Annotated in this window: 22 protein-coding genes; 14 read left to right on the top strand and 8 right to left on the bottom strand. The window is 61.1% G+C overall.

Annotation, left to right across the window (positions count from 1 at the left end; genetic code table 11):
- Positions 1–36 precede the first annotated feature (36 nt).
- The 8 genes from H8S45_RS04115 to proB all read right to left on the bottom strand — a co-directional run bounded on the left by H8S45_RS04115 (position 37) and on the right by proB (position 7,122).
- Entirely contained in the window at positions 37–1,302 is a 1,266-nt protein-coding gene (locus H8S45_RS04115) for a diaminopimelate decarboxylase (RefSeq protein ID WP_054326828.1), read from the bottom strand.
- Positions 1,303–1,331: 29 nt separating this feature from the next.
- Positions 1,332–1,565, bottom strand: a complete 234-nt coding sequence (locus H8S45_RS04110; protein ID WP_054326829.1) for a DUF3006 domain-containing protein — start codon at positions 1,563–1,565, stop codon at positions 1,332–1,334.
- Positions 1,562–2,434: a ComEC/Rec2 family competence protein gene (locus H8S45_RS04105; protein ID WP_147573958.1), complete on the bottom strand. Its 873-nt coding sequence runs from the start codon at positions 2,432–2,434 to the stop codon at positions 1,562–1,564. The genes H8S45_RS04110 and H8S45_RS04105 overlap by 4 nt, the downstream gene beginning before the upstream one ends.
- Positions 2,434–3,930: a sodium/proline symporter PutP gene (gene putP, locus H8S45_RS04100; RefSeq protein WP_107630872.1), complete on the bottom strand. Its 1,497-nt coding sequence runs from the start codon at positions 3,928–3,930 to the stop codon at positions 2,434–2,436. Before putP ends, H8S45_RS04105 begins: the two co-directional genes overlap by 1 nt.
- A 163-nt stretch (positions 3,931–4,093) precedes the next feature.
- Positions 4,094–4,687: a CYTH domain-containing protein gene (locus tag H8S45_RS04095; protein ID WP_054326831.1), complete on the bottom strand. Its 594-nt coding sequence runs from the start codon at positions 4,685–4,687 to the stop codon at positions 4,094–4,096.
- A complete protein-coding gene (locus tag H8S45_RS04090; protein ID WP_054326832.1) occupies positions 4,687–5,934 on the bottom strand; it encodes a glutamate-5-semialdehyde dehydrogenase in 1,248 nt (415 codons plus the stop codon). The genes H8S45_RS04095 and H8S45_RS04090 overlap by 1 nt, the downstream gene beginning before the upstream one ends.
- 23 nt (positions 5,935–5,957) lie before the next feature.
- The gene (locus H8S45_RS04085; RefSeq protein ID WP_054326833.1) at positions 5,958–6,143 is read right to left on the bottom strand and encodes a hypothetical protein; all 186 of its coding nucleotides are present in this window, start codon (positions 6,141–6,143) and stop codon (positions 5,958–5,960) included.
- 169 nt (positions 6,144–6,312) lie between these two features.
- Positions 6,313–7,122, bottom strand: a complete 810-nt coding sequence (gene proB / locus H8S45_RS04080) for a glutamate 5-kinase (protein ID WP_054326834.1) — start codon at positions 7,120–7,122, stop codon at positions 6,313–6,315.
- Positions 7,123–7,390: 268 nt separating this feature from the next.
- On the opposite strand from proB, the gene H8S45_RS04075 reads away from it, so the two are divergent.
- From H8S45_RS04075 to H8S45_RS04010, 14 genes are all read left to right on the top strand, one after another.
- Positions 7,391–7,702 (top strand): cell division protein ZapA, encoded by a 312-nt coding sequence (locus H8S45_RS04075; protein WP_054326835.1) that lies wholly within the window; start codon positions 7,391–7,393, stop codon positions 7,700–7,702.
- Complete coding sequence (locus H8S45_RS04070) at positions 7,699–9,729, top strand: U32 family peptidase (RefSeq protein WP_147573959.1); 2,031 nt, start codon at positions 7,699–7,701, stop codon at positions 9,727–9,729. The genes H8S45_RS04075 and H8S45_RS04070 overlap by 4 nt, the downstream gene beginning before the upstream one ends.
- A complete protein-coding gene (locus H8S45_RS04065; RefSeq protein ID WP_147573960.1) occupies positions 9,729–10,301 on the top strand; it encodes a Maf family protein in 573 nt (190 codons plus the stop codon). Before H8S45_RS04070 ends, H8S45_RS04065 begins: the two co-directional genes overlap by 1 nt.
- A 135-nt stretch (positions 10,302–10,436) precedes the next feature.
- On the top strand, positions 10,437–11,282 hold the full coding sequence (gene mreC / locus H8S45_RS04060; protein WP_107630868.1) for a rod shape-determining protein MreC: 846 nt from the start codon (positions 10,437–10,439) through the stop codon (positions 11,280–11,282).
- 4 nt (positions 11,283–11,286) lie between these two features.
- Entirely contained in the window at positions 11,287–11,796 is a 510-nt protein-coding gene (gene mreD / locus H8S45_RS04055) for a rod shape-determining protein MreD (protein ID WP_054326838.1), read from the top strand.
- A 24-nt stretch (positions 11,797–11,820) separates the two neighbouring features.
- On the top strand, positions 11,821–14,103 hold the full coding sequence (locus H8S45_RS04050; RefSeq protein ID WP_054326839.1) for a penicillin-binding transpeptidase domain-containing protein: 2,283 nt from the start codon (positions 11,821–11,823) through the stop codon (positions 14,101–14,103).
- Between the two features lie 114 nt (positions 14,104–14,217).
- Positions 14,218–14,958 carry a nucleotide-binding protein gene (locus tag H8S45_RS04045; RefSeq protein ID WP_107630865.1) on the top strand — a complete coding sequence of 247 codons (741 nt, stop codon included), beginning with the start codon at positions 14,218–14,220 and terminating at the stop codon, positions 14,956–14,958.
- 45 nt (positions 14,959–15,003) lie between these two features.
- Positions 15,004–15,420 carry a methylglyoxal synthase gene (locus H8S45_RS04040; protein ID WP_054326841.1) on the top strand — a complete coding sequence of 139 codons (417 nt, stop codon included), beginning with the start codon at positions 15,004–15,006 and terminating at the stop codon, positions 15,418–15,420.
- Between the two features lie 76 nt (positions 15,421–15,496).
- Positions 15,497–16,858: a histidine--tRNA ligase gene (gene hisS / locus H8S45_RS04035; RefSeq protein ID WP_054326842.1), complete on the top strand. Its 1,362-nt coding sequence runs from the start codon at positions 15,497–15,499 to the stop codon at positions 16,856–16,858.
- 3 nt (positions 16,859–16,861) lie between these two features.
- Positions 16,862–17,035 carry a hypothetical protein gene (locus H8S45_RS04030; protein WP_153802379.1) on the top strand — a complete coding sequence of 58 codons (174 nt, stop codon included), beginning with the start codon at positions 16,862–16,864 and terminating at the stop codon, positions 17,033–17,035.
- A complete protein-coding gene (locus tag H8S45_RS04025; RefSeq protein ID WP_054326843.1) occupies positions 17,032–17,259 on the top strand; it encodes a hypothetical protein in 228 nt (75 codons plus the stop codon). The genes H8S45_RS04030 and H8S45_RS04025 overlap by 4 nt, the downstream gene beginning before the upstream one ends.
- Before the next feature lie 23 nt (positions 17,260–17,282).
- Complete coding sequence (gene aspS / locus H8S45_RS04020; RefSeq protein ID WP_054326844.1) at positions 17,283–19,094, top strand: aspartate--tRNA ligase; 1,812 nt, start codon at positions 17,283–17,285, stop codon at positions 19,092–19,094.
- A gap of 78 nt (positions 19,095–19,172) precedes the next feature.
- The gene (locus H8S45_RS16730; RefSeq protein WP_147573961.1) at positions 19,173–21,125 is read left to right on the top strand and encodes an LTA synthase family protein; all 1,953 of its coding nucleotides are present in this window, start codon (positions 19,173–19,175) and stop codon (positions 21,123–21,125) included.
- 159 nt (positions 21,126–21,284) lie between these two features.
- Positions 21,285–21,677, top strand: a complete 393-nt coding sequence (locus tag H8S45_RS04010) for a VOC family protein (protein WP_054326847.1) — start codon at positions 21,285–21,287, stop codon at positions 21,675–21,677.
- Positions 21,678–21,697 lie beyond the last annotated feature (20 nt).

The raw sequence follows: 21,697 nt of genomic DNA, 5'->3' as shown, positions 1-21,697 counted from the left end.
AGTGCGTATCACGCACTCCCTTTTTATATGCTGTTGTTACCGAATATCGTCGAACAGGCCGGTGAAGTCCAGTGTTGCGAAATAATCCCTTGGCGTTTCCGCACGGCGGATCAGCTCAACCGAGCCATCCTCGCGCAACAGCAGCTCGGCGGAGCGCAGCTTGCCGTTGTAGTTATAGCCCATCGAGAAGCCGTGGGCGCCCGTATCGTGGATATACACATAATCGCCGATATCGATACGGGGCAGGTTGCGGTCGATGGCGAACTTGTCATTGTTCTCGCACAGGCCGCCGGTCACATCATAGGTGCGGTCGTGCAGCGCGTCCTCCTTGCCAAGGATGGTGATGTGATGGTAGGCGCCGTACATCGCCGGACGCATCAGATTGGCCGCGCAGGCGTCAAGACCGGCATATTCCTTGTAGGTGTGCTTGTGGTGGATGCAGCGGGCGACCAGCGCGCCGTAAGGTCCGAGAATAAAGCGGCCCATCTCGGTATAGATCGCGATGTCGTCCATACCCGCCGGTGCGAGCACCTCTTCATAAGCGCGGCGCACGCCCTCGCCGATGGCCATGATATCGTTCGGCTCCTGCCACGGCTTGTAGGGGATACCCACGCCGCCGGACAGGTTGATGAACGCGATATGCACGCCGGTTTCCTTGCGGACCTCGACCGCCAGCTTGAACAGGATGCGGGCCAGCGCGGGATAGTATTCGTTTGCCACCGTGTTGGAGGCCAGGAACGCATGGATGCCGAAATGCTTGACGCCCTTGGCCTTCATATACTTGAACGCCTCGATCAGCTGTTCGCGGGTCATTCCGTACTTGGCCTCCTGCGGCGTATCCATGATCTCGTTTTCAAGTACAAAATCGCCGCCCGGATTGAAGCGGCAGGACATGGTTTCCTTCCACTGGCCGACCTTATCGTAATAGTCCAAGTGGGTGATATCGTCAAAGTTGATGATCGCGTCCAAGTCGCTGGCGAGCTTGAAATCCTCGTCCGGCGTCACATTGGAGGAAAACATGATATCGTGGCCGGTGATGCCGCAGGCGCGGCTCAGCTGCAGCTCGGTATAGCTGGAGCAGTCGCAGCCGAAGCCTTCTTCATGAAGGAGCTGGACCAGACGGGGGTTCGGGGTCGCCTTAACGGCAAAATATTCCTTGAAGCTAGGGTTCCATGCGAACGCGGCCTTGACCTTGCGGGCATTCTCGCGGATGGCCTTTTCATCGTAGATGTGGAACGGGGTGGGATGGGTCTTTACGATCTCCTGCACCTGCTCAAGGGTCAAAAAGGGTTTCTTTTCCATTGGTTTTCGCCTTTCCTTTGTTTCTGGGGTTATTCGTCGGTCTGTTTGCCGAGGATGCGCTCGAAGCGGCGGCGCATATCGTCCTCGATGCGCTGGGTTTCGATCTGGTCGACGCCGATGATGCGGCCGTCCTGCACGATAACGACCATGCCTTCTGCGAGCATGGCAGGCGTTTCTGCGCGGGGGAAATTGACCATTTTGTCGTTGATTTCCACGACAACGAAATCGCCTTCAAAGCGGTCGACGATACCGGTCTGTTTCATGCAGCATTCTCCTTGCTTGATGGTAGTGGGTCGAGCGGGAGGACGACCGTGCCGCTTTCCGCTGTGATGCGGACGTCGCCAACACCCGCGAGGGACAGGTTTTCCAGCGTTTGCGGGCTGGGATGGCCGTAATCGTTGTTCACGCCGCACGAAATCACCGCGGTCGAGGGCCGCACCGCGCACAGGAATTCCTCGGAGGAGGAAGTGTTTGCACCGTGATGCCCAACCTTGAGGATCTCGCACGACAAAAGTGGATAATGGTTCAACAGGGAGCGTTCCGCCGCGGCCTCGGCGTCTCCCATCAGGAGAACGCTGCGGCCACCCGCCTGGAACAGCGTGACCAGGGAGCGGTTGTTCAGGTCGCTGTCCGATACATCGTCGTCCGGCCCGAGGAACGTGAGCGACGCACCGGAATCAAACGGCAGGATGTCGCCCCGTTGCGGGACGGTCGGACGGAGGCCGCGCGCCTCCAGCGCGTCGAGCATGCTGCCGTAGGTGGCGGTGTTGGCAGTCTCCCGTCCCATAAAGAAATGTCCGATTGGGAATGCCTCGATCACCCGCGCCATGCCGCCGATATGGTCGGCGTGCGGATGGGTGGCGACCACGGCGTACAGCTCCTGCACGCCAAGCTCCTCTAAATAGCGGACGATGGTATCGCCGCTTTCCGCTGTGCCAGCGTCCACCAGCACGGCCTGGCCACCCGACAGGAGCAGGATGGAATCTCCCTGGCCAACGTCGATAAAATGGACTTCGGTCTCGCCGGTGAGTTCCTGCGGACCGGATAAAAAACCGGGCAGGTAAAGCCAGGCGTCAAGCGCCAACACAAGTGCCGCGCCAATAAACAGGATGCGCCGGAGGATTCGCTTCATTATTCTTCACAGGTGCGGTAGGAATCGAATTTGTCCGTGATCTCTTTGGACGGGGCGGGCGTCGCCAGGCTGACGATGATGATGGCGAGCAGGCCGCAGACAAAGCCGGGTACGATCTCGTACAGTTCGAAAATGCCACCGGACATCTGCGCCCAGAACAGGTCGACCAGGCCGCCGACGATGATACCCGCATACGCGCCGTATTTGTTGGCGCGCCGCCAGAACAGGGAGCAGAGCACGAGCGGGCCGAACGCCGAGCCAAAGCCGGCCCACGCGTATTCGACCAGACCGAGTACCGTGCTGTTCTGGTTGGTCGCGATCAGCACGGCAATCAATGCGACTACCATAACGCAGCCGCGGGAGACCCACATCAGCTCCTTGGCAGAGGCGTTGGGGCGTATTTTGTTGTGGTAAAAGTCCTCGGTGATGGCAGACGCGGTAACAAGGAGCTGGCTATCCGCGGTGGACATGATCGCCGCAAGAATGGCGGACAGGAAGATGCCCGCGATGAACACGGGGAAGATGCGGGTGACCATGTTGATGTAGATGGTCTCCTCATTGCCCGCGGTGACGAGCAGGCCGTCGCCCAGGAACATGCGGCCGGAAACGCCGATCAGTACGGCGGCGGTCAGCGAGATCAGAACCCAGACGGTCGCGATGCGGCGGGACTTTTTGATCGCTTTCGGGGACTCGATACCCATGAAGCGGATCAGAATATGCGGCTGGCCGAAGTAGCCCAGCCCCCACGCGATCAACGAAATGATGCCGATGGCCGTGTAAGGCGTATTGGTCGCGCCATCCACGAACAGGTTCAGGAAATTCGGGTTAAACGAATCGACCTGCGCAAAAAAGTCGGCCGGCCCGCCCAGCGAGCCGATGGCAATCGAGGGTACCGCGATGACGCAGAAGAACATCAGCAGGCCTTGGAAAAAGTCGGTCCAGCACACGGCGAAAAAGCCGCCGGCAAAGGTGTACGAAATAACGACGACCGCGCCGATCAGCAGTGACACCAGATAGGGCATACCGAATACAGATGAAAAAAGCTTGGCGCAGGAGACAAAGCCTGAAGCGGTATAAAACAGGAAAAACACCAGGATGAATATTGCGGCGATCACCGAGATCATGCCGCTTTCATCCTTAAAACGGTTCTTGAAGAACTGCGGCAGCGTGATCGCGTCGTCCGCCACCTTGGTGTACTGGCGCAGCGGCTTTGCGACAAGCAGCCAGTTGAGATAGGTGCCGATAGCAAGGCCGATGGCGATCCAGCCGGCCGAAATGCCGGACAGATAGGCCGCCCCTGGCAGGCCCATCAGCAGCCAGCCCGACATGTCGGAGGCCTGCGCGCTCATCGAGGTGACCCAGGAGCCAAGCTTTCGGCCACCGAGGAAATATTCGCTGGTCGTGCGGTTTTTCCCCATAAAGTACATGCCGATGCAGATCATAAAGATCAGATACACGCCAAACGCGACGAGTGTGATGATGCTGTCAATATTCATGTATAATTACCCTCCCAAAATTCATGTTTTATTATACATGGATTCGCTTTTTTTTGCAAGAATGAGGGTGGGAAATTGCGGTTTTCACAAAAAATAGACAATATAGATAAAAGTGGACCGCAAAAACAGGGGAAGGATTGTTATGAATGACGGATAGGCCGGTTCACAGCTTCATGGCCCGCGCGAGCTTGCTTTCTGGCTCCGGCGTCAGGGAGAGGTAATCGGCAAGGTCGGCGGCAAGCGCATGGAAAACCTCCTCGCTGCCCGCGATCCATTCCAGCTCGATCTCGCACAGGGGGGCGGAGCGCCCGTTATGGTGCAGCATGCCCTCGTCCAGCGCAAGCTCGCAGACCGTGTCCTCCTGCTGGAGCAGGATGGCGCAGCGCCGGAAGTCGACCGTGCAGATCGTTTCCAGGCGCGCGGCGAGTGCCTGCTCGCACAGCGCGCGCGGCGCGCCTTTGTCGGGCAGCGCGGAGAGTCCCTCCGCGACCGTCTGCGCGTCGCACTCGTATTCCTCATGCGCGCGCATGCCGGCGGGAGTGCTGGTGTTGCGCCGCTTCATGCAACATACGCTGCGGTCGTTTTCGCGGCGCAGACGGAGTGCGGCGTCGTTGCGGCGCAGCAGACCGTCCGCCGTATCGAAATACTGCGATTTCATATGGATGGTGCGGCTTTGGCTGCCGATACGGGAGGAGGCCCAGAGCAGCGCCTGTCCCAATACCCATTCGTCCGCCCGCCATTTGTATTCCTTTTCCATTACCGTATCTGTCCGTTTCCATAAATGATAAATTTGGTGGTGGTCAGCGCGGTCAGCCCCATGGGGCCGCGCGCATGCAGCTTTTGCGTGGAAATGCCGATCTCTGCACCGAAGCCGAACTCAAACCCATCGGTAAAACGGGTGGAGGCGTTGACATAGACCGCCGCCGCGTCGACCTCATCCAGAAAACGCTGGGAAGCCTCGTAGTCGCGGGTGACGATGCACTCCGAGTGACCGGTGTTGTAGCGGTTGATATGTGCGATCGCCTCGTCGAGCGAATCAACGACCTTGCAGGAGATCTCATATCCCAGATATTCGCGCCCGTAGTCCTCCTCTGTGGCGGGGAAGACGGCGTCGCCCAGAAGCTCCCTGGTGCGGGGGCAGCCATGGATGGAGACGCCGCTCGGCGCGAGGCCGGCCGCCGCCATGGGCAGGAACCGCGCCGCCGCGTCCTTGTGGACGAGCAGGCTTTCGGCCGCATTGCATACGCTCGGGCGCTGGCATTTGGCGTTGACCAGGATGCGCTGCGCCATCTCTAGGTCGGCGGACGCATCCACATACACGTGGCAGTTGCCGGTTCCGGTCTCAATGACTGGAACGGTCGCGTTCCGGACGACCGACTGGATCAGGCCCGCCCCGCCGCGCGGGATAAGCACGTCGAGCCAGCCGTTCAGCTTCATCATCTGCGTGGCGCTGTCGCGCGAGGTGTCCTCGACCAGGTTGATGGCGCCCTCCGGCAGGCCCTCGCCGGCAAGCGCCGCACGCATGAGACGGGTCAGGCACATGGAGGAGTGGAATGCCTCCTTGCCGCCGCGTAGGATGCACGCCGAGCCGGCCTTGAAGCACAGCGCGGCCGCGTCCACCGTGACATTGGGGCGCGCCTCGTAAATAATGCCGATCACGCCCATAGGTACGCGCTTCTGCCCGATGTTTAGGCCGTTCGGCGTTTTGCGCATCCACAGCACCTCGCCGATGGGGTCGGGCAGGGCTGCGACCTGGCGGCAGCCCTCCGCGATGCCGGCGATGCGTTTTTCGTCCAGCATCAGGCGGTCGATCAGCCCTTCCACGAGGCCGTTTGCGCGGCCGTTTTCGATATCGATGCGGTTGGCGTCGATGATTTCGCGGGTATTCGCAAGCAGCGCGTCCGCTATGGCGAGCAGGCCGCGGTTTTTATCGTTTGTGCCGAGTCTGGCGACCGCGTATTTGGCGCGGCGCGCGTCCGCGGCAATGTCCATCAGTTGTCGCATGGGTTACACCTCGTTTTATCGTTTTATTTCTTTTTGAAAGGGGCGGCCGCCATAACAAGCATCACGATCAAGTATAGGCCGTACAGGATGTAGGTAACGGCGTTGCTCCAAGGGAAAGAGGCTTCGGGATGGTGCAGCGCATAGATGAAAAACGCGGCGGCAGCTATCAGCATAACCAGCGCGATGAGGCGTGATTTTTTCTTTGTCATAACGGGCTTCCTCCCTCGTTATATCCGCTGGGGGTGCTCAGGGGAAAGAGGGGGGCGCCGGCGGCCCCGCGTCAGCACGGCCAGCCGTGCAGATAGGCCTGCAGGCCGAAAAACGAACCGACCGCGATGCCGATCAGAGAAGCGATCAGATACCGGATGCGTGTCTTGGTCATAGTCCTGCAACCTCCCGTGCGAAAAGCGTGCCGACCGGCTTACCGTCGACGATATCGTATAATATACCCTGCTTATCCCCGTTGGCGACCAGCATGGGGATGCCCGCGTCCATGCACAGTTCGGCGGCGGTGATCTTGGTGGCCATGCCGCCCGTGCCGTGCGCCGAGCCGGCGCCGCCCGCCATGCGGCGTATTTTCGCGTCGATCCTGGAAACGTGACGGATCAGCTTGGCCTGCGGGTTTTTGCGCGGGTCGGAATCATACAGCCCGTCGATATCCGAAAAAATAACGAGCAGGTCGGCCTCGCACATACGCGCGACGACCGCGGAAAGCGTGTCGTTGTCGCCAAAGTTTTCAATATGCTTCAGCTCGGCTGTGGCGACCGTGTCGTTCTCGTTGACGATCGGCACCACGCCGGTGCGCATGAGGGCGGTAAAGGTGTTGTGGATGTTTTCACGCTGGTCGTCGTCCACAATGTTTTCGCGCGTGAGCAGGATCTGAGCCACGTTGATGCCGTATTCCAGGAACATTTTGTCGTAAATGTGCATCAGCTCGCACTGGCCGACCGCAGCGGCGGCCTGCTTCATGGCCAGCTCGGTGGGGCGCTCGCTCAAGCCGAGCTTGGCGGCGCCGACGCCGACCGCGCCGGACGACACAAGCACCATTTCAAACCCCTGGTTCTGCAGGTCGCTGATGGTGCGGACGAGCCGCTCGATGCGGCGGATGTTGAGCTTACCGTTTTCATATGTCAGCGTCGAGGTGCCGACCTTGACGACGATGCGCCGGACCTCGTTGATATTAAGCATAAAAGACCTCCGGTTTCCGGCAGGGCGGACAGGGCCGCGCCGCTGGCTTCCTATTATATACATGTTTATTGTAGCACAGCGGGCGGCTTCACACAAGGCAAACAAAAATCTTTTACAAATTGCCGGAAAAACCGGTTCGTAGAAAAATATACCCGCCGGACGGCTATCTTTGCGCATATTTTTTGTTCCAAAAGGTCAATTGTTGTGGTATACTATATTTTATCAAATTATGCCTTTTGAACGATTTTGCGAAAGGAAGGGATCAGTCATGGCAAACCGCGTGACCATCCAGATCGCGGGGCAGCATTATACCATGCTGGCCAACGAGACCGTGGAATATATGAACGAGGTCGCGGAACTGGCGCAGCAGACCATCGCGGAGTGCGGCGGCTCGGCGTCGTTCGCGTCCACACGCGCGCTTGCGCTGGCGACCGTCAACCTCGCGGATGAATATATCAAGGCCAAGACCGCGGCGGAAGCGGCCGAGGCCAAGTGCCGCGCGCTGGAAGCGGAAAACACCGCGCTGCGGCAGCAGGTGAGCCGCAACAGCGCGAACCACCCCGGAAACCGACGCAAATGAACCGGATAGAGCTTCTGGCCCCCGCAGGCTCGCCGGAGGGGGTGCGCGCCGCAGTCCAGTCGGGCGCGGGCGCGGTATACATGGGCTTCGGCACGTTCAACGCGCGCCGGGGCGCGAAGGGCTTTTCGCAGGATGAAATGGCGCAGGCGATCGCCTATTGCCGCGCGCGGGGCGTCAAGACCAATATCACCCTGAATATCCTTGCCGGTGACCGCGAGCTGGACGCGGCGCTGCAGGACGCAAGGTTCCTCTACGAAGCGGGCGCGGACGCGCTGATCGTGCAGGACCTTGGCCTTGCGCGCCTGATTCATGCGCACGCGCCGGATTTCGCGCTGCACGCCTCCACGCAGATGACCGTTCACACGCTGGACGGCGCGCGGGAGGCGCGCGATATCGGCTTTTCGCGCGTGGTGCTCAGCCGCGAATGCACGCGGGACGAGGTGCGCCTGATCACCGAACAGGCGGGGGTGGAAACCGAGGTGTTCGTCCACGGTGCGCTGTGCATGTGCTATTCCGGACAGTGCTACCTGTCTGCGGTGATCGGCCAGCGGTCGGGCAACCGCGGCCTGTGCGCCCAGCCCTGCCGCCTGCCGTATGGCGGCGGCTACCCGCTGTCGCTCAAGGATCTGGCGCTGGCTGGCCATGTGGCCGAGCTGGCGGAGATGGGCGTGTCCTCGCTCAAGATCGAGGGGCGCATGAAGCGGCCGGAGTACACGGCGATCGTCACCGGAATCTATGCCGGCCTGCTGCGTGAGCGGCGCGGGCCCACGCCCGGGGAGCGGGATATCCTGCGGCGGGTGTTTTCGCGCGATGGCTTTACAGACGGGTACTATACCGGCAAAAAGGGCGACGGGATGTTCGGCACCAAGACCGACGTGCCGCTGCAGGAGGTTCAGTCCCTGTACGACGAGGCGGCGCGCCGCTTTGCAGAGGGGAAGGAGGCGCCGCTCGTTCCGGTGTCGCTTTGCTTTACCGCGCGGGTGGATACCGGCGCGGTGCTGAGCGCGGACGGGGTTTCCGCCGCGGCGCCGGCCGAGCGGGCGGTCAACCGTCCGACCACGCCGGAGATGGTGGAAAAGTCCTTGCGGAAAACCGGCGGGACGCCGTTTTATGTCAAAAACCTGCGCATCGAGCTGGAGGACGGGCTGGCCGTGCCGGCGTCCGTGATGAACGGGATGCGGCGCGACGCGCTTGCGCTGCTGCTTGCCAAGCGCGGTACGCCGCCCGCCCGCGACTGGCTGGAAGGGCCTCTGCTACGGCGGGACGAGGAATGCGCGTCGCGCGAAGGCTTCCGCGGCTTTACCGCGTCCGTGCGCACCAAGGCGCAGGCGGCGGCGCTCCGCGGCCTTGGACTGGAAACCGTTTACGCGCCGGTCGGCGTGGCGGCCGAGACTGGCCTGCCCGCCGTGCTGCCTCGCGTGTTTTCGGACGCGGAGCAGCCCGAACTGGAGATGCTGCTCGGCGAGGCGATGAGCCGCGGCACCCGCACGGTGCTGGTGGGCAACATCGGGCAGGTCGCGCTTGCGCGGCGCATGGGGTTCACGATACACGGCGATTTCGGCCTGAACGCCTATAACAGCAAAACGCTGCACGCGCTCGCGGAAATGGGCGTGACGCGGCAGACGCTTTCGTTTGAGGTGCGTCTGGCGCAGGCGCGCGATATGGAAGGGCCGCTCGAAACCGAGCTGATAGTTTATGGATATCTGCCGCTGATGATCTTCGAAAACTGTGCGATCCGCCGGCAGCACGGCGGCCGCTGCGCCTGTCGGGAGGGTACGACCTGTTTGACAGACCGGAGAAAGGCGCGCTTTGCGCTGCTGCCCGAATACGGCTGCCGCAACACGCTGCTCAACAGTCGCCCGCTGTACCTGCGCGCGGCGTATGAGCGCTTGGGCGTGCAGACCGCGCGGCTGCTGTTCACGACGGAGCCGCCGGAGGAATGCGCGCGCATCGCGCGGGCGTTCCTGGACGGGACGCCGCTGGACGGGGATTTCACCAACGGCCTGTACAAAAGAGGAGTCGAATAATGCGGATTATACTGGCGTCCGCCTCGCCGCGCAGGCGGGAGCTGCTGGCGCTGATTACGAAGGAATTTACCGTCTATCCGGTGGATGCGGACGAGACGCTGCGCCCGGGCGCGCCGCTCGACGCGGAGGTCGTGCGCCTGTCCCGCCTCAAGGCGGAGGCGGCGCGGCGTATGCATCCGGACGCGGTGTGCATCGGGTCGGACACGATGGTGACCATTGACGGCCTGCCACTCGGCAAGCCGGCGGACGTGCGGCAGGCGGCCGACATGCTGCGCCATCTGCGCGGGCGCACGCACGAGGTGCTGACCGGCCTTGCGGTGCTGCCACCGGACGGCGCGGCGCGCACGCTTTGCACCCGCACGCGCGTTACTTTCCGCGATTTTGCGGAGGACGAGCTGGCTGCCTATCTCGCCACGGGCGAGCCGCTGGACAAGGCGGGCGCCTACGGCATCCAGGGCCGCGGCGCGCTGCTGGTGGCGGGGATCGAGGGCGATTATTACAGCGTCATGGGGCTGCCGGTCGCGCCGCTTTACGAGGTACTGCGCGGGCTGGGCGCGCTCCGCGCCGGATAGGGACGCGCGTCCGGAAAAGTGGGCGCGCAAACAGGGGTTGCGCAGTTGGGGGCTTTGTCCGCGCGGTACGCGGCACGGCCCTTTCGTTTGGAACAGGGGTTCCGGACGGGAGATATCAGAAAGGAAGTTTGATTTTTGCGAAGAAGAAACAGACTGGGCTCGCGTTTTTTCATCGGCGTCGCCGTGGTGATCGTGCTGTGCATCCTTTCCGCACTGTACAGCGGCGTGACCGGAAATCCGTCGCCCGTGACGACCGCAGTGGGGATCGTCGCCACACCGATCCAGAAGCTTGCGACCGGTGTGAGCGGCTTTTTCGGTAAAGGGCTGAGCTATTTTACCGAATTCGACGCGCTCAAGGCGGAGAATGAGGAGCTGCACCGACAGATCCGTGAGATGGAGCAGACCGTGCGCGACGCGCAGCTTGCAATAGAGGAGAACAACCGCCTGCGCGCGCAGGCGGGCCAGCCCGAACGCGCGCGCGAACTGACCACGCTCAACGCGGAGGTCATCGCCCGCAACCCGGGCGACTGGGCGACCGTGCTGACGCTCGACAAGGGTTCGTCGCACGGGGTAGAGGTCAATGACGCGGTCATCACCGAGGATGGGCTGGTCGGCTATGTCAGCGCGGTCGCACCCAACTACAGCACGATCACGACCGTCGTCGATATCGAGATGCAGTGCGGCGCGCTGATCACCCGCACGCGCGACAGCGCGATTGCGGAAGGAAGCTACGACCTGATGGCGGAAGGCAGCCTGCGCCTGTCCTACCTGACAGAGGACGCCAGCATCGTGATCGGCGATACGGTGGAGACCTCGGGTGCGGGCGGCGTGTTCCCCAAGGGCGTGATGATCGGCACGGTCGAGAGCGTCCTGCCGGAGGAAAACGGCATCTCGTATTACGCGGTCCTCAAGCCGTTCGTCGATGTGGAAACGGTGACGAACGTGTCCGTCGTGACCGCCTTTACGGATACTACGGAGTGAGCTTATGCAGAGAGAACAGTTATCCATCCCGAAGATGATCCTGTACATTTTGTTCGCGCTGGTGTTTTATGCGCTGCAGTCCAGCCTGTTCGGGGCGTGGTCGATCCGAGGTTACCACCTCGATCTGCTGCCCGCGTTCGTCGCGGCCGCCGCGCTGCTGGACGGGCCGGTGGAGGGCGTTATTATGGGCGTTGTGGTCGGGCTGCTGTACGACCTGGGCTTTACCGGCATCGACGGGCTGTACCCCATCTTTTTCATGCTGTTCGGCATGGTTGCGGGCGCGATGAGCCGGCTGACGCTCAGCCGGAACTATGTGTCCATGCTGATGCTCAACGCGGTCGAGATGGTCGTGATCGACCTGCTGCGGTATTTCTGCTACCTGCTGCCGCAGAAAGGCGCGCCGTTCGGGCTTGTGCTGCAGCAGACGGTCGGCGGCACGTTGCTCGCCAGCCTGCTGTGCTTTGCGGTATACGTCCCGATGGCCAAGATAAGCCGGAAATTTTCCGCGCGCTGACCCCTGCCAGAAAAGAGGAATCCCATGGTGAACAAAAATCAACTGCTGCGCCGGCTGGCGGCGCTGGCCTGCCTGCTGCTGCTCTGTGCAGGGTTGGCCGGCGGGCAGCTCGTGCAGCTGCAGCTTGTGAACGGCGAGGATTACGTCCGCCAGTCGGCGTACTGGCTGACGACCACCTCGACGGTTTCCGCCGCGCGCGGCGAGATACTCGACCGGTACGGCCGGCCGATGGTGACGAACAAAACCGAGTTTTCGCTGGTACTGGTCTATTCGGCCTGGGAGCAGGAGGGGCAGGCGGCGCGCCTGCTCGATCTGGCGGCGCGGGTCAAGGCGGACGCGGCGGCCGCCGCGGCAAACACGGCGCAGAACGGGGACGGGGACGATACGGACACGGAGAACGGCGCCGCCGCTGCGGCAGAGAGTACGGCCGAGCTGAACGATATTCTGCCCATCAGCGATACCGCCCCATACGCCTATACCACGGATGCGGCGACCAGCGATGGCGCCAGACTTTCCAAATATATCAAGGACAGTGCGGACACGCTTAGCCTGACCGCGGTCCAGCAGGCGATCGCGGACGCGAAAGCGCGTCAGGAGCAGAACCCGCGCACGGATGAGGAAACCGGCGAGGTGATCGACGAGGTGAACGCGCTGGATGCGACCACGCTGGTTTCCGCCGCGGACTTCCTTAGCGCGATGAGGGACTATCTGGACCGCAACTGGGGGCTTCCGGAAACGATGACGGACGCGGATACCCGCACGCTGGTCGGCTTGTATTATACCATGCGGCAGAACGGCTTTGACAACCGCACGAATTTCACATTTGCAACCGGCATATCGATCGACCTGATCGCATATATCAAGGAGCACCATCAGGATTACGCCGGAGTTGAGGTGGAAAGCCAGGCCGTGCGGCAGTATGATACGGAATACGCCGCGCACCTGCTCGGCCGCGCGGCTACGATGTGGGCCGAGGAGTGGAGCGGCGATGCATACGGCGGTCCGTATCAGGGCAAGGCCGGCTATAAGATGAACGATATCACCGGAAAGACCGGCCTGGAGCTGGCGCTTGAGCCGTACCTGCACGGCACGGCAGGCTCCAGCACGGTGCAGACCGATCTGGGCGGTCAAGCGGTCAACGAGCAGGCAAGCTCCTATGCCGCGCCCCAGCCGGGCGATAACGTGGTCACGACGATCGACCTCGACCTGCAGGCCGCGGCCGAGGAGTCTCTTGCGGAAAACCTTGCGCAGTATGGGCGGGGCGGGGCGGCGGTCGCGATCGACCCCAATTCGGGCGAGGTGCTTGCGATGGCCTCCTATCCGACCTACAGCCTGGAAAACTATGTGGAGGAGGCGGAGGCGCGGAACGAGGACGCCCGCTCGCCGGAATTCAACCGCGCGACTTTGGGCGTATACGAACCCGGCTCCACCTTTAAGGTACTCAGCGCGATCGCGGCGCTGGAAGAGGGTATCATTGACGCGAACACCACGATCACCTGCACGGGCGAGTTCGAATACGGCGGGCAGACGTTCCACTGCAACAACCATTCCCAGCCCATGACGCTCGACGTGACGCAGGCGATTAAATATTCCTGCAACACATTCTTCTATACTGTGGGACGGGAGCTGACCGGCAAGCGGCTCGAACGATGGGACGCCAAGTTTGGCCTGGGCATGCTGACCGGAATAGAGGTGGACGAGGCGGCGGGCCGCGCGGCCGGACCGACCTACCGTGAGCAGATGGTCGCGGCCGACCCGACGCTGCAGGACTGGCTCGGCGGCGACGACGTGCAGGCCGCGATCGGCCAGTCGGACAACGGCTTCACGCCGCTGCAGCTTGCCAATTATATCGCGGCCGTGGTCAACGGCGGCACGCTGTATCGGCCCACTTTGGTCAAAAGTGTCAAGAGCTATGACTACTCCGAGGTGGTCAAGAGCGAAACTGCGGAAGTCAAAAATACAATCGAGATGTCTGATACGACGGTTGATTTGGTCATGACCGGCATGAGCGAGGTAACCGACGAGGGCGGCACTGCGGGCAGCGTGTTCGCGGACTACCCGATCAAGGTTGGCGGCAAGACCGGTACGGCTGAGGCTATTGAAAACGGGATAAAATTCGACAACGGCCTGTTTATCGCCTTCGCCCCGTTCGACGATCCCGAAATCGTGATCTGCGTCGTGGGTGAGGGCGCGGAGCACGGCTCATCGGTAACGCCGATCGTGCGCGATATGCTGGATACCTACTTCCAGACAGGCGACGTGGATACGGTGAAATCCGTGCAGCAGGAAAATGTGATCGTACCTTGATAAAATCCTGTATAAAAAAGCGGAAGCGTGACAAAAAATTTGCATAAACGCTTGTAAATTCGACATGTGTGGTTTATAATGTCAATATAGTTTTATCATTTCGGAGGCGGTAGATTGAAGGTCATTCTGGTTGCGTCCGGCAAGGGCGGCACGGGAAAAACCTCCTTTACGGCAGGTGTGGGCGCGGCGCTGTCGCAGCGCGGCCACCGCGTGCTCCTGATCGACGGCGACTGCGGCCTCCGCAATCTGGATATCGTGCTCGGCATGTCGGACAGGGTGGTGTATTCTTTTGCCGATGTGGCGGGCGGCGCGGTGCCGCTGGAAACCGCGATGGCGCGGCATCCGGACTATGAAGCGCTATACTTACTGACCGCGCCCGTGGCTTTGCCCGCGCTCAGCGAGCGCGGCATGGAGCAGCTCGCCGTGCAGGCGGAGGAGGCGGGAATCGAGTACCTCCTCATCGACGGGCCTGCGGGGCTGCCCGCCGAGTTGTCGTGGCTGGCGCACATCTCTACGCAGGCAGTCGTCGTAACCTCGACCGACCGCGCCTGCATTCGCGGTGCGGAACGGTGCGCGCGCAAGCTGGAGGAAGAATACTGCATCGCGCGGATCCGGATGGTCCTTAACCGCATCCGGCCGCAGTTGATCTGCCGCGGCAAGGCGGGCAATATCGACGACGCGATGGACGAAGCAGGCTTACCGCTGCTGGGGGTCGTTCCGGAGGACGAGGACCTGATCTCCTGCGGCAATAGTGGAAAAAGCATTTTTGCGGTCAAGCACACCGGCGCGGCGCGCGCTTTCCAAAACATCGCGCGGCGGCTGGACGGAGAACGCGTTCCACTGATAAAAATCTGAACCGAGTGGAAGAGTAGCTTAGGAAGGAAAGGGGATGTCCTTGAAATGAATATTGCATTAATCGCGCACGACCGCAAAAAGGAATTGATGGTACAGTTCTGCATGGCGTATTGCGGCGTCCTGGCAAAACATAATATCTGCGCAACCGGCACGACGGGAAAATTCGTCGAAGAAGCGACCGGACTGAAAATAGACAAGTGCCTTGCGGGCATGCAGGGTGGCGAGGAGCAGATCTCCGCGCGCGTTGCTTACAATGAGATCGACCTTGTCCTGTTCTTCCGCGATCCGATGTCCAATTCGCAGTACGAGCCGGACCTCCATGCGATCGCGCGGCTGTGCGATATGCATAATATCCCGATCGCGACCAATTCGGCAACGGCTGAAATGCTCATCCTCGGCTTGGACCGCGGCGATCTGGACTGGCGAAATATCGTAAATCCGAAAAACAGTTCGAGAAAATAACAATAGGACACAACTGCACCGGATGGGCCTGCGCCCGTTCGGTGCATCCGTCTGTCTTGAGGAGAATCAAAACGCTATGGAAAAAGTGAAACCGAGAACCCTGTCCGGCTTTATGGAACTGCTGCCCGCGCCGCAGGTGCAGATGGAGCGCATCATGCAGGTGCTGCGCGAAACCTATGCACTGTACGGCTTTTATCCGCTGGACACCCCGCTGATCGAGTCCTCCGAGGTGCTGCTGGCCAAGGGAGGCGGCGAAACCGAGAAGCAGATCTACCGCTTCACCAAGGGCGACAGCGACCTGTCCCTACGCTTCGACCTGACCGTGCCGCTGGCGAAATACGTCGCCCAGCATTACGGCGAACTGACGTTCCCGTTCCGCCGCTTCCAGATCGGTAAGGTTTACCGCGGCGAGCGCGCGCAGCGCGGCCGCTTCCGCGAGTTCTATCAGGCGGATATCGACGTGATCGGCGACGGCAAGCTGGATATCATCAACGAGGCCGAGGTGCCGAGCATTATCTACAAGACCTTTACCGCGCTGGGACTCGAGCGCTTCAAAATCCGCATCAACAACCGCAAGGTATTGAACGGCTTTTTCGCCATCCTCGGCCTGACCGACAAGGCGGGTGACGTGATGCGCACAATTGACAAGCTGGAAAAGATCGGCGCGGAAAGGGTGAAGGCCATCCTGGTGGACGACTTCGGCGTGGCCGCCGAAACCGCAGACGAACTGCTGGCGTTCATCGCCACCCCGGGCGGCACGGCGGGCATCCTCGCCGCGCTCGAGGGCTACAAGGGCAAAAACGAGGTGTTCGACCAGGGCGCGGACGAGCTGAAAACCGTCGCGCGGTACATGCAGGCTTTCGGCGTGCCGGACGACCACTTTGAGATCGACCTGACCATCGCGCGCGGGCTGGATTACTACACCGGCACGGTGTACGAGACTGCGATGCTCGACCATCCGGAGATCGGCTCGATCTGCTCGGGCGGCCGGTACGACAACCTCGCGGAATACTATACGGACAAGCAGCTGCCGGGCGTGGGCATCTCGATTGGCCTGACGCGCCTGTTCTATGTGCTGGGCGAGCAGGGCTACCTGAACGACAAGATGAACCGCGCGCCCGCGGACGTGCTCATCCTGCCCATGACTGACGACATGGGCGCGGCGATCGCGCTGGCGACCAGCCTGCGCGGCGCGGGTATCCGCACCCAGCTTTACAGCGAGCAGAAAAAGTTCAAGCACAAGATCGGCTACGCGGACAAGCTCGGCATCCCCTATGTGATATTCCACGGGGAGGACGAGATCAGGGAGGGTGTTGTCGCGGTCAAGGATATGGAGACCGGCGAGCAGGTCAAGGTATCGCTGAAGGAGGCGGTCGTCCGCATCCAAGCGGGACTGGCCGCGAAAAACCAGGGCAAAGTCATTTGTGACAGGGTATAAATCATGCGGCCGGCCTATACGCTGATCGCCTGCATCACGGGGATGGCGCTTGCCTTTGTGGAAGGTCAATGGGTCGTGTTCGTGCCGTTGCTGCTGGTCGGCTTGGGACAGGCGGTTTCGCTGGTGCGACAGGTCCGTGCGCAGGACAGGCAGGATGACGGGGAGGACGAACGGTGAAACAACTGGTTTGGGGCTGTGCGCAGATGCTGCTGGGCATGCAGACCGTGTTGCTCGGCGTACTGCTTTACTGGATGCCGCACACAGCGGACATGGGCGAGAGCCTGTCGCTTGCTTTGGTGCTCATCAGCATTTTCCTTCTGATTTGCGGGATTGTCACTATGATTGCAGGCTACTGGAATCATGTGTGTCCCTCGCTGCATACGAAAGACGATAACAAATAACATTTGATAAGGATTGATAGAACATGAACGAAACCTCTATTTCAGGGATGAAACGCACGCACATGTGCGGTGAACTGCGTCTGTCCGACGTGGGGCGGGAAGTGACGGTCAACGGCTGGGTCGACCGTGTGCGCGACAACGGCGGCGTGCTGTTTCTGCTCGTGCGCGACCGTGCGGGTATCGTGCAGTGTACGTTCGACAAGTCGGTCAACGCCGGCCTGTTCGATGTCGCTTTTACCTGCCGCACCGAGTTTGTGGTAGCTGTGCGCGGCAAGCTGGTTGCGCGCGACGAAGCGGCAATCAACAGGAAGATGCCGACCGGCGAGGTCGAGATCGTCGCGGAGGAGCTCCGCATCCTGTCCCGCGCGGAAACCACCCCGTTCGAGATCGACGACAGCAAGGAGGTCGGCGATCAGGTGCGGCTCAAGTACCGCTATCTCGATCTGCGCCGCCCCTCCATGCAGCGCAATATGATGCTGCGCCACCGCGTCACCCAGGTGGCTCGCAACTACTTTGACGAGCAGGGTTTCCTCGAGATCGAAACCCCGATGCTCACCAAGTCCACGCCCGAGGGTGCGCGCGACTATCTCGTACCCTCCCGCGTGCATCCGGGCAAGTTCTACGCCCTGCCGCAGTCCCCGCAGCAGTACAAGCAGCTTTTGATGCTCGCGGGCATGGACCGCTATATCCAGATCACCCGCTGCTTCCGCGACGAGGACCTGCGCGCCGACCGCCAGCCCGAGTTCACCCAGATCGACCTCGAGATGAGCTTTGTCGAGCAGGACGACGTGATCGCGGTCAATGAGGGCTTTCTCCAGCGCGTGTTCAAGGAAGTGCTGGACGTGGACATCCAGCTCCCGCTGCCGCGCCTGACTTGGCGCGAGGCCATGGACCGCTTCGGCTCAGACAAGCCGGACACCCGTTTCGGCTTTGAGATCCGCGATATTTCCGACATCGCGGCGAACTGCGGCTTCGGTGTGTTCAAGGGCGCGGTCGAGTCCGGCGGCACCGTGCGGCTGATCAACTTGGGCGGCTACGCGGACAAGTTCCCGCGCAAGGAGATCGACAAGCTGGCCGACTTCGTCAAGACCTACCGAGCCAAGGGCTTGGCGTGGATGAAGGTCGCGGCGGACGGCACCATGACCTCTTCCTTTGCCAAGTTCCTGACCGAGGACGAGATCGCGGCCATCAAGGAGCGCGCGGATATGCACGAAAACGACGTGCTGTTCGTTGTCGCAGACGCTTCCGAGGAGACCGCGCTGGTTTCGCTCGGCGCGTTGCGCTGCGAGCTGGCCAAGCGTCTCGGCCTTGCCAAAAAGGACGATTACAAGCTGCTGTGGGTCACTGAGTTCCCGCAGTTCGAGTACAGCGAGGAGGAGGACCGCCTGGTCGCCAAGCACCACCCGTTCACTGCGCCGATGGACGAGGATATCCCGCTGCTGGACACCGATCCGGCTAAGGTGCGCGCCAAGGCGTACGATATCATCCTCAACGGCTGTGAGCTGGGCGGAGGCTCGATCCGTATCCACGATCCCGCGCTGCAGACCAGGATGTTCGAGGCGCTCGGCTTCACCGAGGAGCGCGCGAAAGAGCAATTCGGCCATCTGATCACAGCGTTCTCCTACGGCGCGCCCCCGCACGGCGGCTTGGCCTACGGCCTGGACCGTCTGTGTATGCTGCTCGCGGGGCTGGACTCCATCCGCGACGTGATCGCTTTCCCCAAGGTGCAGAACGCGTCCGACCTGATGATGTCCTGTCCGGACGTGGTGGACGCAAAGCAGCTTGACGATCTTTCCATCGCGGTCACCCGCGAGGAGAAGGACGCGGAAGCGTAACGGGCCTTGGCCCGTAAAAGCCGTTGCGGCGGATGCTGCAGCGGCTTTCCTGTATCGCGGAAAAAGGAGAAAGCAAACGTGTGTCCCGAATGTAAAAAACGAGAAAAGATTGGGAAAATAATTGGTTATGTCGTGGATATCGCCTTGGCGGCGGCGGTATTTTATGCCGCAGTGTACCTGCTGCGCAAGGGCTCGATCCATTACCGGCCGGAGAGCCAGTGGCCGCTCGGCATCCTGACCGGCCTGCCGCTTGTGCTGCGGCCCCGAAAAAGAGCGACCGCGCCCGAGCTGCTGATACACGATGTACTGGTGCTGCTCTCCGCATCGTCGTTCGCCCTGCTGCTGACCGAGTATGTGGTCAAGGGCGGTATCCTGATCGGCAACGTACAGATCTGGCAGGGATATGTCTACCATGCGGCGATTTTCGGCATCGTCTATTGGATCGTCTGCAATATACGGCTCACGGTGTGCATCGGCATGGGCATCACGATGGTATATGCGCTGATCGACCATTATGTGACCGTGTTCCGCGGCACGCCGGTCCTGCTGAGCGATTTGTTCGCCGTCGGCACGGCCAAAAATGTAGCGGCGAGCTACTCGGTGCCGGTCGAGCTTTCGGTCCTGCAGACCGTGGCGATCGCGGCGTTGCTCTGTGCTGCGGTCTGGCGGGTGCGGCGTCCGGCGTCCGCGCCACGGCGCTGGCAGTTCGCGGCCTGCTCCCTGCTGATGGGATGCTGGCTCTATGGGCTGGGGCTTGCCGGAAACAGCTTCGGCTTCTGGCAGGGCAATCTGGAATACAGCGAGTGGTATTACTTCTGCCGCACGGCGGAGAATGCGGTTGTGAAAAAGCCCGCGGGCTATTCGGAGACGGTGCTGGAACAGGCGGCGCAGGCGTATGCCGGCCGGTCCGGAGCAGTGCAGCCCAATATTATCATGATTATGAATGAATCCTTTGCCGACCTCAAAAGCATCGGCGATTTTGAGACGAATGAGGATTATATGCCCTTTATTCACTCTCTGGCGGAAGCGGAGAATACGATCAGCGGCGACCTGCTGGTATCCACGTTCGGCGGCGGCACGGCGACGACCGAGTTCGAGGTGCTGACAGGGGATACCATGGCCTTCCTGCCGTTCGGCTGCTCGCCCTATCAAATGTATGTCAAGAGTGAAACGCCGGGGCTGGTATCCGGCCTGGAGGCGCAGGGCTACCAGACGGTTTCCCTCCACCCCTATCTGGCGACCTCCTGGAATCGCCAGCAGGTCTATGAGCGCTTGGGTTTTGACCGCCAGTTGTACGAAACGGATTTTTCGGACGATGCCGCGCGGCTGCGCGGTTATATCAGCGACAGTGCAGATTACCGGAAGATCATCGAGTTGTACGAGGCAAAGCCGGCGGGCGAGCCGCTGTTTGTGTTCAACGTCACGATGCAAAACCATGGGGGATATGGGCCGTCTGACGATCCGGCATTTGAGGAACGTATCCGTCTCACCGGCGCATATGAGGGGAAGTACCCGCAGGTGGATCAATACCTGTCGCTGGTGCGGTACAGCGATGAAGCGGTCGAGCAGTTGGTCGCATATTTTTCACAGGTGGACGAGCCGACGGCCATCATCTTTTTTGGGGACCACCAGCCGAATGTGACCAGCGCTTTCTACGACGATCTGTTCGGCAATACGGAGGCAGCTCGCACACGAGAGGAAAAGCAGGCCAAGCTGACCACGCCGTTCTTCATCTGGGCGAACTATGATATCGAGGAACGGGCAGGGGTGCAGATCAGCGCGAACTACCTGTCCGCCTATGCGCTGGACGCGCTGGGCTGCGCGGTGTCGGGCTATGACCAGCTGCGTCTCGCGGCGCGGGAGCAGGTGCCGTGCATCAACAACTACGGCTATTACCTGGCGGGCGGCGCGTGGCGCGATTCCTCGGGCGCGGCGGCGGAGCCGGCTCTGTCGCTCTATCAGCACGTGCAATACGCGCAGCTGTTTGACCCGAAAAGACGGATTGACGCCTGGTACGAGCCGCTGGCGTAGATTTTTGGGCGACAAGCCGCTAAGGGGGTTCCCGCCCCCACAGCTTTATGGTATAATAGCCGCAAAGCGACTATTATATATTTATTTCACATGATTATGCCACAGCGGCCCTTAGAGGCCGCTGTGGCATAATGGGATCATGACAGGAGGGGATTGACCATGAAAGAACTCTATAAAGGGCTTGCCCATGTGGCGGTCAATACGGCGGACATGGAGGAAAGCATCGCGTTTTACGAAAAGATCGGCGGCACGGTCACCGCGCGTTCGAGCGTGGGTGAAAAGCTGTTGGCGCTGGTCGAGTTCGGCGGTCTGGTGCTGGAGCTGATCCAGCCACCGGCAGGCGAGCTGGTACCTTCGGGTGTCGGCAGCATCCCGCATTTTGCCGTGTATGTGGATGATCTGGACAAGGTGGTGGCGGCGATCAAGGCCGCGGGTGTGTTTTCGTTCACCACGCCGGAAAAGCGCGTGCTGCCCGACACCTTCGGCGGCCTGCAGAACTGGTTTTTCACCGGACCGTCCGGCGAACAGATAGAATTGCTGCAAATGCTGTAAAGAGAAAAAGTCATGGCGGT

Source organism: Agathobaculum faecis (genome assembly GCF_014287995.1).
GTDB lineage: Bacteria > Bacillota > Clostridia > Oscillospirales > Butyricicoccaceae > Agathobaculum > Agathobaculum ammoniilyticum.
Note: the sequence above shows the minus strand (reverse complement) of the source record. Positions and strands in the feature narration are given on the sequence as shown.